The 12430-nt window shown below is 66.7% G+C and carries 12 protein-coding genes; 6 read left to right on the top strand and 6 right to left on the bottom strand.

The window, feature by feature from the left end:
- Positions 1-120: 120 nt before the first annotated feature.
- Both ACTWPB_RS03095 and ACTWPB_RS03090 read right to left on the bottom strand, forming a co-directional pair.
- Positions 121-885 carry a winged helix-turn-helix transcriptional regulator gene (locus tag ACTWPB_RS03095; RefSeq protein ID WP_446224222.1) on the bottom strand — a complete coding sequence of 255 codons (765 nt, stop codon included), beginning with the start codon at positions 883-885 and terminating at the stop codon, positions 121-123.
- Positions 886-1031: 146 nt separating this feature from the next.
- Entirely contained in the window at positions 1032-2465 is a 1434-nt protein-coding gene (locus tag ACTWPB_RS03090; RefSeq protein ID WP_446224221.1) for an RNA-guided endonuclease InsQ/TnpB family protein, read from the bottom strand.
- A 144-nt stretch (positions 2466-2609) separates the two neighbouring features.
- Between ACTWPB_RS03090 and ACTWPB_RS03085 the strand changes: the two genes are divergently transcribed.
- The 6 genes from ACTWPB_RS03085 (at position 2610) to ACTWPB_RS03060 (ending at position 6760) form a co-directional block, all read left to right on the top strand.
- Complete coding sequence (locus tag ACTWPB_RS03085) at positions 2610-3458, top strand: LmeA family phospholipid-binding protein (protein WP_446224220.1); 849 nt, start codon at positions 2610-2612, stop codon at positions 3456-3458.
- On the top strand, positions 3455-3889 hold the full coding sequence (locus ACTWPB_RS03080) for a thioredoxin family protein (protein ID WP_446224219.1): 435 nt from the start codon (positions 3455-3457) through the stop codon (positions 3887-3889). Before ACTWPB_RS03085 ends, ACTWPB_RS03080 begins: the two co-directional genes overlap by 4 nt.
- A gap of 279 nt (positions 3890-4168) precedes the next feature.
- A complete protein-coding gene (locus ACTWPB_RS03075; protein ID WP_446224218.1) occupies positions 4169-4711 on the top strand; it encodes a DUF4395 domain-containing protein in 543 nt (180 codons plus the stop codon).
- A 32-nt stretch (positions 4712-4743) separates the two neighbouring features.
- Positions 4744-5577: a sulfurtransferase gene (locus ACTWPB_RS03070; protein ID WP_446224217.1), complete on the top strand. Its 834-nt coding sequence runs from the start codon at positions 4744-4746 to the stop codon at positions 5575-5577.
- A gap of 5 nt (positions 5578-5582) precedes the next feature.
- Positions 5583-5888: a DUF1416 domain-containing protein gene (locus ACTWPB_RS03065; protein WP_101464578.1), complete on the top strand. Its 306-nt coding sequence runs from the start codon at positions 5583-5585 to the stop codon at positions 5886-5888.
- 179 nt (positions 5889-6067) lie between these two features.
- Positions 6068-6760 carry an FABP family protein gene (locus tag ACTWPB_RS03060; protein WP_446224216.1) on the top strand — a complete coding sequence of 231 codons (693 nt, stop codon included), beginning with the start codon at positions 6068-6070 and terminating at the stop codon, positions 6758-6760.
- Between the two features lie 264 nt (positions 6761-7024).
- Here ACTWPB_RS03060 and ACTWPB_RS03055 read toward each other — a convergent pair whose 3' ends face one another.
- The 4 genes from ACTWPB_RS03055 to cydD form a co-directional block, all read right to left on the bottom strand.
- Complete coding sequence (locus ACTWPB_RS03055; protein WP_446224215.1) at positions 7025-7441, bottom strand: hypothetical protein; 417 nt, start codon at positions 7439-7441, stop codon at positions 7025-7027.
- 59 nt (positions 7442-7500) lie between these two features.
- On the bottom strand, positions 7501-8466 hold the full coding sequence (locus ACTWPB_RS03050; protein ID WP_446224214.1) for an Rpn family recombination-promoting nuclease/putative transposase: 966 nt from the start codon (positions 8464-8466) through the stop codon (positions 7501-7503).
- 229 nt (positions 8467-8695) lie between these two features.
- The gene (gene cydC / locus ACTWPB_RS03045; RefSeq protein WP_446224213.1) at positions 8696-10366 is read right to left on the bottom strand and encodes a thiol reductant ABC exporter subunit CydC; all 1671 of its coding nucleotides are present in this window, start codon (positions 10364-10366) and stop codon (positions 8696-8698) included.
- Positions 10363-12384, bottom strand: a complete 2022-nt coding sequence (gene cydD, locus ACTWPB_RS03040) for a thiol reductant ABC exporter subunit CydD (RefSeq protein ID WP_446226220.1) — start codon at positions 12382-12384, stop codon at positions 10363-10365. Before cydD ends, cydC begins: the two co-directional genes overlap by 4 nt.
- Positions 12385-12430: the final 46 nt, after the last annotated feature.

Genomic DNA, 12430 nt, shown 5'->3' with positions numbered 1-12430 from the left:
GCGTCCTCCTCGAAGCGTGGCAGTGGCTACCGCGCGATCCAGCCGGTCGCTGTCGCGCTGCCCCTTCGCACCGTATTGCGCCGCGCCGACGAGCGCTACGCGCGGTTCCGACCAGCGCTGCTACTGCGCGGTGCCGTTGAGTGGGGGGGCGAAGGAGTCGTCGCCGTCGATGTCCTCGTCGACGAAGGTCACCACCTCACCCTTGGCGGCGGTTGTCCGGGCCGGGCGCACGGCCTTGTAGCCGACGTTGCGCACGGTGCCGATCAGCGACTCGTACTCGGTGCCGAGCTTGGCGCGCAGGCGCCGCACGTGCACGTCGACGGTGCGGGTGCCACCGAAGAAGTCGTAGCCCCAGACCTCTTGCAGCAACTGGGCGCGGGTGAACACCCGGCCCGCGTGCTGAGCGAGGTACTTGAGCAGCTCGAATTCCTTGTAGGTGAGGTCGAGCGGGCGACCACGCAGGCGCGCGGTGTAGGTGCCTTCGTCGATCACCAGCTCACCCAGGGTGATCTTGCCGGTGTTCTCCGGGCTGGCGACCCCACCGTTACGTCCGACCAGCAGCCGCAAGCGCGCGTCGAGCTCAGCGGGGCCGGTGCCGGGCAGCAGGATGTCGTCCAGGCCCCAGTCCGCGTTGACGGCCACCAGGCCGCCCTCGGTCAGGACCGCGACCACCGGCACCGAGGACCCGGTGCTGCCGAGGAGCCGGCACAGACCGCGCGCGGCGGCCAGGTCCGTTCTGGCGTCGACCAGCGCGACATCGGCGCTACTCGCCTCCAGCAGGGACGACACCTCGGTCGGCGCGGGCCGGACGTTGTGCGCCAGTAGCGACAACGATGGCAGGACCGCATCGGGGTTGGGGTCGGAGGTCAGTAGGAGCAGCTCCATGGGGCTCTCCTCCTATCTCGTTGCTCCGCGGACGACAGCAGCCGCGTAGCTACGTCGCCGAAACACAGGTTAAGTCGTGTGCAACATTACAGCGTGCCTGGAGTCCTGGATGACCGCCGGCACCGCCCTTCTCGGGCGTCGTCGGTTCACGCCACCAGCGGGGCAGGAACTTCGGTTTCCGTGTCAACCGGGACAGTTTCACCGACACCTGTCAAGTGTCGGTCAGCGCCTTCCCGTCGGCGGACATTGGTAACCCGGCCTCGTGCTCGGGGGTCCGGGGATCGTGAAAAGTTCTGTTGCAACGTCGGCCAGAGTGCGAGGTTGATCGCCGCGTTGCGGTCGCGGTCGGCACGGAACCCGCACCCGCAGACGAACACTCGATCCGCCATCGACAGCGCCGGGTTGCGCGTGCCGCAGGACGAGCACCGTTTACTCGACGGGTACCAACGATCCGCGACGATGACCGTGCCACCACGCCACGCCTGCTTATACGACAACAGCCGAGCGAAATCCGCCCAGCCGACATCACTGATCGCACGCGCCAAACGACGGTTGCCGAGCATTCCCGCCACGCTCAAGTCTTCGATAACGAGTCGGTCGTGAGTCTTGACCAACTGGTTAGCGACCCGATGAGCGAAATAGCGACGAATTTCGGCGACCTTGTGATGGTGGCGGGCCAGCCGGGCGACCGCCTGCCGATGGTTGTAAGAACCATGCTGTTTCCGAGCCACCGACTTCGCGAGCTGTCGTTGCCGACCGAGTCCGGTGGTCAGTGGTTTGGGGGCGGCGCCGATACGAGCGACCTCGGTTCCGTCGGAGTTCGCGGCGACAGCGAACGCGATCAATCCGCGGTCAATCCCGACCCAGCCACCGTCGTCGCCATGTTCGCGGGACCGGTGATGATGTGCTGTGTGTAGATCGGATGCTTCGACGGTCAGGCTGATCCACCAGCGTCGCGCCCGATAGGAGATGGTGGCGTGAAGGATCTTCGCTCGGCCTTTGGTGAGCATCCGCCGCAGTCGGCGTGTGTCGTCGTGCACCCGAAGTGCACCGATCCCGGGCATAGTCACTGATCGGGCGGCGCCATGGTCACCGACTCGGATTGCAGCCCGCCCAGCCTTGGCGTGCTTGTTGCGGATCCGGAACGCCGGGACGCTCTTGCCTTTCTTCTTGAACCGGGGGAACCCAACCCGTTTACCTGTGCGTTTGCCGGTCCGAGAATCGGAGAATGCGGCCAGCGCACGACCGCAGTCGACGGCGGCTTCCTCGAACACCTGCTGAGACACCTGGTTGCGCCACGCCAACCCGGTCACCTGCACTTCGGTGACCCCGGAAATACCAACAGCGAAGACTCTTCCGGCGGCTTCGGACTTCTTCCAGGCGTTGAACGTATTGATCAGGTCGAACCGGGTCCACGGCACTAGATGCTCTGGACAGGTTTTGCGCTGCGCAAGCGCAGTTCTAACGAAATGCAGGCTTTGGTTGAACGCGAACCGGGCCGCCCCGGCATGCCGGTCGAGCACGACGGACTGCTCGACCGTGGGGTCGAGGCAATACCGGAAAGTCGTGTGGCGGCTCATCGCGACGAGTGTGACACAAGCCACCGACACCGATTGGTTAGCTCCTATCTGTGGGCGCCCCGAGGTTGTTCGGTGTGCATCAACTCGTGTCTTGGTTGCCGACCAGCACGCACGATTTGCAGCGCCAGCGGCTACTCTCGGCTCATGCGCAAGCTGATCATCGGGCTTCTCTGCCTGGCCGGTTTGGCGGTGGTCATCGATTTCGGCGCCGCCGCCTACACCGAATACCACGTCTCCCGTCAGCTGCGGGCAGGCGCGGATCTGTCCGCCGACCCGGAAGTCACCTTCCACGGATTCCCGTTCGCCGCCCAGGCGATGAGCGGCCGCTACGACGACGTGGCGATCCGTGCCCGCAGCGTGCGCCCCGACATCCCCGGCGAGGTCGGCATCGAGGCCAAGCTGCAGGGCTTGCACGCCCCGGCGAGCGAATTGCTCGACGGCGCGGCGCGCAAGGTGCAAGTCGACCGGATCGACGCGTTGATGCGTTTCGAACCCACCGAGCTCGGCAAACTCTTCGGCATCCCGGACCTGCAGGTCCACACCCCGCCCGCCGACAAGTCCGACGGCACGGGCGGTTCCGGCGGGTCCGGGATGACAACCGCGGGCGTCCTCGTCCTCAAAGGCACCCTGCCGACCGCGCCGAACGGCCGCCTCCTCCCCGCGGGGGTCACCCCGTCCAGTTCTGCGACGCGCGTCCCGGTGCAGATCCAGGCCGACCTGCTGCTCGAGGGCGACAAGGTCCGCATCCAGGCGACCGGTTTCTACACCGACACCACGCGCCCCGTCGACACGACCGCCGCCGTGACCACCGATTCGAAGATCCCCGAGAGCGATCACGCCGCGGTCCTCGCCCGATTCAGCCGTACGATCGATATCAAGGAGTTGCCGTTCGGTGTCGCACCGACCGAGGTGTCGGCGCTGGGCGGCCAGATCGTTGTCGAGGGTGTCGGCCGCAATGTCACCATCGACCTGGACCGATTGCAGCAACCATGATCGAGATCGTCATACTGGCCGCCGTCATCGCGGCGGCCATCGCGGTGGGCTTCTACCTCTCGCGCAGGCAAGGGCAGGTTCGTCCCGCCACCCTCGACCCCGAGACGCACCAGCGCACACGCCTGCTCGACGCCGCCGGTGTGACCGGCGAGGTCCCCGCAGTGCTGCACTTCTCCGCCGACTGGTGCGGCCCGTGTGACGCGGTCCGCCGGGTCGTCGCAGGCGTCACCGCCGAGCTGTCGGAGTCCCCGAATGCCCCGCGCGACATCGAGATCGATATCGACGCCGACCCCGCGCTGGCCCGTGAGCTCAACGTCTTGTCCCTGCCGACGACCTTCGTCTTCGACGCCGCGGGCAAGGAGCGCTTCCGCATCTCCGGCGTCCCGAAGCCGGGCGACCTGCGCACCGCCCTCGAGCCCCTGACTGTGTGATCCAGCCCCGTATTCAGGGGGGCCGAGACATTCTCCGGGGAGACCGGGTAAACTACTTCTCGTGCAAACCGACCACGAGCTGATGCTCACCCGACGCCGCACAGTTGACCTGTGTCGCCTCGGCGGTTGTTGCTGCCTGTGCTGCTGAACGATCGGCCCTTTCTCTCCCGAGATTTCTGACGTCGATCTATGCCCGCCGCGCGAGTGATCCTCATCGATCCCCCGGCGAACAGGTAGATCCCCCTGAAAGTGCTCATATGAAGCGCAGGAGTTCGCACAATGACCGTCTCTGATTCCCCACCTCGCGTCGACGTACGCGGGCCACGTTTCGTCGCCTGGATAACCACCGGCGTCCTGATCCTGGTGCTCCTCGTCAGCGCCGTCTCGACCGCCGCCGCCGCGATCCTGATCGGCCTGCAGGCGGTCGTCTTCGCGATCGGCGCGGCCGCGGGCCCTGCCGAGCACCCTTACGGCCGGATCTACGCCGCGTTCGTCGCGCCGCGTCATGGTCCGCCCACCGAGACCGAGCCCGTGCCACCGCTGCGTTTCGCGCAAGCGCTCGGCTTCGTGTTCGCCGGTCTCTCCCTGCTGGGCTTCGCGCTCGGCTCCTCGATCGTCGGCGCGGTGTTCGCCGGCTTCGCCCTGTTCGCGGCGTTCTTGAACGCGGCGTTCGGGGTCTGCCTTGGTTGCCAGATCTATCCGCTGGTAGCTCGCTTCCGCCGGTCAGCTCCACACATCGGCGGAACTGGCCTGCCCTCCGTGGTTACGCAGGCTGCCTCCTCCGGGCCTGATGCCAACTCCGCCGCTCCGGCACCGAACTGACCCTCCTGCACGTCATCTCTGAAAGGAACAACATGGCTCGCTCCGATGTCCTGGTCTCCGTTGACTGGGCCGAAGAGAACCTCAACGCCCCCGGCGTCGTCTTCGTCGAGGTCGACGAGGACACCTCCGCCTACGAGGGTGGCCACATCGAAGGCGCGATCCGCCTGGACTGGAAGGACGACCTGCAGGATCACGTTCGTCGTGACTTCGTGAACCAGGAGCAGTTCTCCGACCTGCTCTCGGCGCGTGGCGTCAGCAACGACGACACCGTGGTGCTCTACGGCGGCAACAACAACTGGTTCGCGGCCTACGCCTACTGGTACTTCAAGCTGTACGGCCACAACGACGTCAAGCTCGTCGACGGCGGCCGCAAGAAGTGGGAACTCGACGGTCGTCCGCTCTCGCGTGACGCGGTCACCCGCCCGGCCACCCAGTACAAGGCCGCCGCCCCCGACCTGACCATCCGCGCCTTCCGCGACGAGGTCATCGCGGCCATCGGCGCCAAGAACCTGGTCGACGTGCGTTCGCCCGACGAGTTCTCCGGCAAGATCCTCGCCCCCGCGCACCTGCCGCAGGAGCAGAGCCAGCGGGCCGGCCACATCCCGACCGCGATCAACGTGCCGTGGAGCAAGGCCGCGAACGAGGACGGCACCTTCCGCAGCGACGCCGAACTGGCCGAGCTGTACAAGGACGCGGGCCTGGACGGCGAGAAGGAAACCATCGCCTACTGCCGTATCGGCGAGCGTTCCTCGCACACCTGGTTCGTGCTGCAGGAGCTGCTCGGCCACCAGAACGTCAAGAACTACGACGGCAGCTGGACCGAATACGGTTCGCTCGTCGGTGTACCTATCGAGTTGGGAGCGTAATCAATATGTGTGCAGCACCTACCCAGGGTCAGGCCATTCCGGCCGGCGTCGATGTGGAGAAGGAAACGGTCATCACCGGCCGTGTCCTGAGCACCGACGGCCAGCCCGTCGGCGGCGCGTTCGTGCGTCTGCTCGACGGCAACGGTGACTTCACCGCCGAGGTCGTCGCCTCGGGCACCGGTGATTTCCGCTTCTTCGCCGCGCCGGGTTCGTGGACCCTGCGCGCGCTGTCCTCGTCGGGCAACGGCTCCGCCGAGATCAGCCCCGAGGGCGCGGGCATCCACTCCGTGGATGTCGCGGTCGCGAAGTAAGAAGCTCACAACGGCCCTGGTAGTTCCTGTGCGGGAACTACCAGGGCCGTTTTCGTATCTGTTGCGAGGGGTAGCTAGACTTCGGTTGTGGTCATCTTCTTCGAGGTACTCCTTGTTGCCGTGTCGATTCTCATCGGCTGGTTCGGCCTTTACGTCTTCTACCGCCTCTTCACCGAGTCATGAGCGGACTCGCTGGCGAAGGTAACGAACAGGCCGAGCGAGCGAGTAACGAGCAAGGCGCCGCGGCCGAGCGTCGTAGTGGCGACGAGGCAGTGAATGTCGCCGCTGAACGGGCGAAAGAGACCGGCGCCCGAAACATTTCGGTCCTGCCTGGTCTTCCCCTGCCCGAAGACACGGCCAATCTGCGCCTCGGCCCGGATCTGAACCACGCCATGCTGGCCCTGCTGCCGCTGGTCGGTGTGTGGCGCGGTGAGGGCGAAGGCAATCACCCCACCCAGGGCGACTATCACTTCGGCCAGCAGATCATCGTCTCCCACGACGGCGGCGACTACCTGGCCTGGGAATCGCAGACCTGGAAGCTCGACGCCGAGGGCAACTACACCGGCCCTGACCTCCGGGAGAGCGGCTACTGGCGGGTCGGCGGTGAGGGCTCCGAGGAGATGCTCGAATTCCTGCTCACCCACAGCAACGGTGTGATCGAGCTGTACTACGGCCAGGCCCGCAACCACGCCTCCTGGGAGCTCGCGACCGACGTCTCCATCCGCAGCACCTCCGGCGCGGTGGTCGGCGGCGCGAAACGCCTCTACGGCATCGTCGAAAACGGTGACCTCGCCTACGTGGAGGAACGAGTGGACCCCGACGGTGCCCTCGTCCCCCGCCTGTCGGCGCGGCTGGTCCGCTACATCGGCTGACAATCTTCGCGAACGGCCCGTCCAGATCTGGGCGGGCCGTTGTCGTCATGACATGGAGCGACCCCCGAGCCTTTCCATCGCGTTCGGTGAACGCGGTGGTCCCGGTTGGATCATCCGGGGGCTCGGGGGTCGGGTGACTGCCTGGGATTCGCTCAGCGCACCGCTGGGGAATCTCCCGCAGTGGAGCTGCTAGCGGGCAGCCACCTCACGCATCCGATGAACATACATTCTTCAGACCACCTCCTCTCTTGTGTACTGATGAATCTATCCGCGCCCGGCGCGGTCGGCAATTGATTTAATCGCGGCAGCCAGCCGCCCGACTTCTCGAGCCAGCGCGATCCCTTGTCGAAGCAGAATCCGCTGCGCGTCGACGCCGATGATCGGCCCCTCGGCGTAGGTAATGTCCACCGGCACAAAATCTTCCAAGTGAAAGTCGGTATGCGAACACCCCCACCCGGTGAGATCTTGGAAACGACCTGGTGCGTCATCAGCGTGCGCGGGAACCGGGGCCAAGCACACCACCTCGCCACGGCATTCGATCCCACCTTCCAGCCTGGCCCACAAGCCGGATGCCAAACCGTCTGGATCCAGCCCACCAAAGCCGCCCTGCAGATCGAGCAGTCTCGTCGCTCGATCGTTCATCAACACCGTCAGCACCATCAAAAGGTATCGCTCGATCATCCAAGAGCGTCTCTGGGCACCGCCGACTTTGTGGCATCAGCCTTGCGGAGTCCAGCAGGCTACGCGAACACTTCCGTCAAGGAACCAGCGGTCAGCACCCGCCTGGCCCACAGGTGAAGTTCGTCAGCATCAGCCACCTGAACCCGCTCAGTCACAGCGCTCGGCAACGGACCGAACTTGACGGTCAACAGCTCGACCAGCATCTCGACACGGCCTGCCACGCGCCCACGTGCTTCCAGCCGTTCCGCTGTGGTCATCACAACTTCCTTCGCTCGAGGACCGAGACGATCGGTCAAGGGCTGCAGATCAGTGACGCTCACGTCGCCGACGATGAACAGATACGTCACCAAAATGTCGAACTCACGCGCACCCGAAGGACCATCCAACAGCGCCCGCAGCTCGTCAACCACCTCCATGATATCCGAGCCGAGGTGCGGATTACCTGGTCCGATCTTGTCCATGATCAACATCAGCCGCGCCGCCGGGGTCAACTCGCGCGCCCGCAACGCCGTGATATCCAGCGGGGCCACGTCATCGAGAAGGAACTCGAACCGGGGCAGGTACCGGTACAGCAGGTCGCGGGCGGAGTCGTCGAGGTCGATCAGATCGCTGAGCTGGGTAGGAGCAGTCCAACGCAGACCCGTATGGGCGCTGTGCACGACCAGCGGGATGACAACGGGAAGCACCTCCGGCTTGGGATGCTCATCCAGGTGACGCCGCCAAATATTGACCACGTAACTGAGCATTCGGAACGCCATCAGCTGGTCACTGCACGACTGGTGCTCGATCAGAATGTAGAGATAAGCACCGCGATCATCGATCGTGGTCCGGTACAGGACATCGCTGTACTGAGACCGGAGGTCCTCGGTGACGAAGCTGCCCGGCACCAACACCATCCCGTCGAAATCGATGCGAGCCGCGAGTTCTGCATCGATGTTGACCCGGATCTCACTGGCCGCGTCGGCCGCACGACTGAGGACCTCACGAGCATAGGCATCGTGCGGGTTCGACGGCTTCTTGGTCATAGCGAAAAGCTACCGTTCGTGCCCGACACGGCGCCAATCAGATCATGTTGCGCGGCAACGCTGTTCAACATGTCCACGTCCGACCCCGAAGCGCGGCTCGCGCGCTTCGCGGGAGCCTGGGATCAGGCCGGGACCCGCGGCACGGGCACGCCTAGACCGTCGACAATCGCTTATCACCTCGGAACGCCTGTCTCACGCGACTGAGCCCCAGGTTCGCCATCAGCGCGGCTCAGGTCGCCGAGACGCGCGCGCCATTGATTTCGCAGATTCCGTCGGCGTCGACAGTGACTGTCGTGTCGGCACGATGGTCGGCGGGGAGTTGGTGGGTGACGACGACAACGGTGCGATCGGGGGCGACGAGGCCACTGTCCGCGTCGAGGAGGTCGCGGAGGAGCTGGTCGCCTTCGGCGGCGGACAGGTGTTCGGTGGGCTCGTCGAGCAGGAGGGTGCGCGCCGGGGAGACGAGGGCTCGGGCCAGCAGGATGCGGCGGCGCTGGCCACCGGATACGGCGGCCGCGCCCGCGGTGAGCGAGGTGTGTATGCCGTTCGGCAGCGAATCGAGCCACGGGTCGAGACCGACTGCGCGCATGGCGCTTTCAGCCTCGTCGAGGGTGAGATCGCCTCGTGCCACCCGTAGGTTCTCCAGAATCGAGGTGCCGAACAGATGTGCGTCCTCGGCGAAGAATGTGACGCCCTCGCACGGCGTATCGAAGAGCCCTGCCCAGGCCATCAACAACGTTGTCTTCCCCGCCCCGCTCACCCCGACAACGACCACCCGCCGCCCGTCCGGCATCGGTACCCGCCTGGCTACGGTCGTCTGTCCTTGTTCCGTCGATGGTCGCGTGCGGTCCTCATCAGGGCGGCTGGTTTCGGTGCCCGGGTCTGCCGCCGAGATGCGGCGAAGTCGGTGCAGCGCCGCACGGGAGGTGGTGAGGGTTGTCGCGGCGGCGGGGAGCGCGCCCACGGCTTCGAAGGCGGACAGCGGCACGAGGACGAGGATCGTGAGGGCCATCGGGGTCATGCCGCCGGGGAGTCCGCCGGTGGGCCCGTAGGCCGCGATGCCGACCAGCAGGGCCCCGAACGCGCTGACGCCGATCGCGAGCGGAGTCGCCGCGGCCGCCCACGCGCTACGCGAGGCAGCCGAATCCTCCGCGATCACCGCACGTCGAGCAGCCTTGTCCGCCACCGCGAGTGCCGCATCGAGGCGCCCGGCGACACGCAGTTCGGCGGCATGATCGAGCACGGTGAGCCCTTCGGCGCTGAACTCGGCCCGATCGGCCCGCACCGCCCGCTCGGCGTCCCGCGCGGCCGCCGCCGACAACCACGGCGCGAGAATCCCCGAAACTCCGAGCGCCACAGCCAGAATCATCGCTGCCAACGGCGAGATGGTCGCGATCAGGCCGACCGCGGCAAGTGACAGCACCACGGCAACCGCCGTCGGCACCAGCACTCGCACGACGACGGCTCCGAGGTCATCGATATCGGTACCGATCCGCACGAGCACATCACCGCGTCGCAGTTCACGACCGGATCTGCCGTCGGACACGCGCCCTTCGGAGGAACCGCTCCGGTCTCGCCAGAACCAGACATCGGACTGGGCGAGCGTGCGATACACCGAGGTCCGGGCAGTCGTCATGGCCCGCAGGGCCACATCGTGGGTAGCCAGGCGTTCCAGGTACCGGCACAACCCCCGCGAGATGCCAAGCGCCCGCATCGCGACCACCGCGACGCTGAGGTCGAGCACCGGCGGCATCTGCCAAGCCCGCGCGATCAACCAGGCGGCCAGCGCCGCCAACCCGAGCCCGCTCCCCAGCGCCGCCACTCCCCACGCGATCGCCACCGCGACCCGCGCCGGCGACAACGCGAGTAGCCGCCACATCTCCCGCAGATCGCCGATCATGAGACCTCCACTCCGTGCCCGCGACCGGCCGAATCACCGGAGGTACCCGCCTCGCGCCATGACTCCGAATCGGCGCCCGGCGAATCGATCGCCACCAAAGGGTCCGAGGCGTTGGCCGCAGAGGTCGGCTGGCCGGTGTCGGGTGCGGAGTTGCCCGTCGGCACCGAATCCGGAACGACGCTCGCAGGCCTGTCCGCCGCGACAACCTCGATCACCGCGTCGGCCGCTGCCAGCACAGTCGGGCGGTGGGCGACGACCACGACGGTCGCACCCGCGGCAGCCCAGTCGCGCAGGGTGGTGAGCACGCGTTGCTCGCTGTCGGGGTCGAGGTGGGCGGTGGGCTCGTCGAGCAGCAGGATCGGGCGGGAGGCGGCGAGAACACGGGTGAGAGCGAGACGCTGGCGTTGGCCGAGGGAGAGGCCGGTGCCGTTCTGGCCGACGATCGTATTCCAGCCGTCGGGGAGTTCGGCCAGCACGCTCTCGAATCCTGTTGCAGCGCTGACTAGTTGAAGATCATCAGCGGACCGATCCGCCATAGCCCCGAGCAGCTCGATATTCTCGCGCAAAGTCCCGGGAACCAGCACCGGCCGCTGTGGCAACCAAGCGATGCGACTCCACCAGCTCTCGAGGTCCAGCTCACGAACGTCGGTGCCGTCGACGAGGACAGCGCCGTCATCGGGTTCGATCAGTCCCAGAATCGCTTGCACCGTAGTCGATTTCCCGCACCCGTTCGGCCCGGTCAAGACGGTCACAAGTCCGGGTTCGAGCACGGCGGTCAACTGATCGGGTGCGGTGCCCGTCCTGGCGGCAACAGACAATCCGAGCAAGGTAATTCGTGCCGACCCAGCGCTCGCATCTGCACGCGCGGCGCCGACTACCACCGCCCGTGATTCCGATTCGCCGACCGCACCCGCATCGGACCCGCCCACCCGCGCTGTCCCGGCGCCGAATCGGACGACATCGCCCCACGCGGCACGCGCAGGCGCGGAGGCAACCCGCCCCGCCGGTTCGAGCACCGCGAAAGCCCGGTCGGCGGCCGCCATTCCGTCCTGCGCGGCATGGAACTTCTCCCCCACCTGCCGCAGCGGCCAGTACACCTCAGGAGCGAGGATCAGCGCCACCAGCCCGCCGTACAACGCCATTTCCCCGAATACCAACCGCAGCCCGATCGCCACCGCGATCAACGCGACACTCAGCGTGGCAAGGCTTTCCAGCACCATCGACGACAGGAACGCGATCCGCAGCGCGCGCATGGTCCGCTGCCGCAGCGAATCACCCAGCGCCTGCACCTGATTCGCCATACTCGGCGCATCGCCGCCTTCGCGCCCGAGCGCGCGCAAGGTGGGCATGCCCGCGAAGAGGTCGAGGATCTGGTCGGACAGCCGCGTGGTCGCGGCAAGCGTGGCCTCGGCTCGCCCCTGGGTGAGTAACCCGATGAGCACCATGAACACCGGGATCAGCGGCACCGTGATCACCGCGATCAGCGCCGAGGTCGGATCGTGCAACGCGATGACCACCAACACTACCGGCGGCACCAGGCACGCCAGCAACAGCGCGGGAAGATAGCCGGTGAACCAGCCGCGCAATCCGCTCAGGCCGTTGCCGACAACGACCGCGATCTCGGTACGTCGCGCGTCGAGTTCCCGCGGCGGCAGTTCGGCTCCGGCCCGCAGCACCGCCGTCTCGAGCTCGGCGACCACCGCGCTTCCCGCCCGATGGGCCAGCCGAGCTTGCCACCAACTCGCCAGACCCCGCACCGCGACGGCACCGGCGAGCACCACTAATTCCGTTGTCCACGAGCCGAACTCGCGGGTGTTCGGATCAGTGATGACCCCGGCGAGCACCCGCCCCAGCACGATGGCGATCACCACGATCGTCGCGGTGATCACCAACGCCAATGCCACGGCGATGACCAGGTGCGGCCGCGCCGACCGGGCGTACCGCCACAATCGCGGATCGACCGGTCGCCGCCCTGATCGCCGTCGAGCGGGCCCCTCCTGCGACAGGTCGGGCGCCACCGTCGACCGTCCCGGTCCGTCCTGCGACAAGCTTTCCGACACCACC

It is taken from the genome of Nocardia sp. IBHARD005 (assembly GCF_052814245.1).
The sequence above is the reverse complement of the archived record's forward strand: the minus strand, read 5'-3'. Positions and strand labels throughout refer to the sequence as shown.

Coding starts and splice junctions, on each gene's coding strand:
- ACTWPB_RS03070 (WP_446224217.1), top strand. CDS start 4,744: ATGGCTCGCTCCGATGTCCTGGTCTCCGTTGACTGGGCCGAAGAGAAC.
- ACTWPB_RS03090 (WP_446224221.1), bottom strand. CDS start 2,465: ATGAGCCGCCACACGACTTTCCGGTATTGCCTCGACCCCACGGTCGAG.
- ACTWPB_RS03055 (WP_446224215.1), bottom strand. CDS start 7,441: ATGATCGAGCGATACCTTTTGATGGTGCTGACGGTGTTGATGAACGAT.
- ACTWPB_RS03095 (WP_446224222.1), bottom strand. CDS start 885: ATGGAGCTGCTCCTACTGACCTCCGACCCCAACCCCGATGCGGTCCTG.
- ACTWPB_RS03080 (WP_446224219.1), top strand. CDS start 3,455: ATGATCGAGATCGTCATACTGGCCGCCGTCATCGCGGCGGCCATCGCG.
- ACTWPB_RS03060 (WP_446224216.1), top strand. CDS start 6,068: ATGAGCGGACTCGCTGGCGAAGGTAACGAACAGGCCGAGCGAGCGAGT.
- ACTWPB_RS03050 (WP_446224214.1), bottom strand. CDS start 8,466: ATGACCAAGAAGCCGTCGAACCCGCACGATGCCTATGCTCGTGAGGTC.
- ACTWPB_RS03075 (WP_446224218.1), top strand. CDS start 4,169: ATGACCGTCTCTGATTCCCCACCTCGCGTCGACGTACGCGGGCCACGT.
- cydC (WP_446224213.1), bottom strand. CDS start 10,366: ATGATCGGCGATCTGCGGGAGATGTGGCGGCTACTCGCGTTGTCGCCG.
- ACTWPB_RS03065 (WP_101464578.1), top strand. CDS start 5,583: ATGTGTGCAGCACCTACCCAGGGTCAGGCCATTCCGGCCGGCGTCGAT.
- ACTWPB_RS03085 (WP_446224220.1), top strand. CDS start 2,610: ATGCGCAAGCTGATCATCGGGCTTCTCTGCCTGGCCGGTTTGGCGGTG.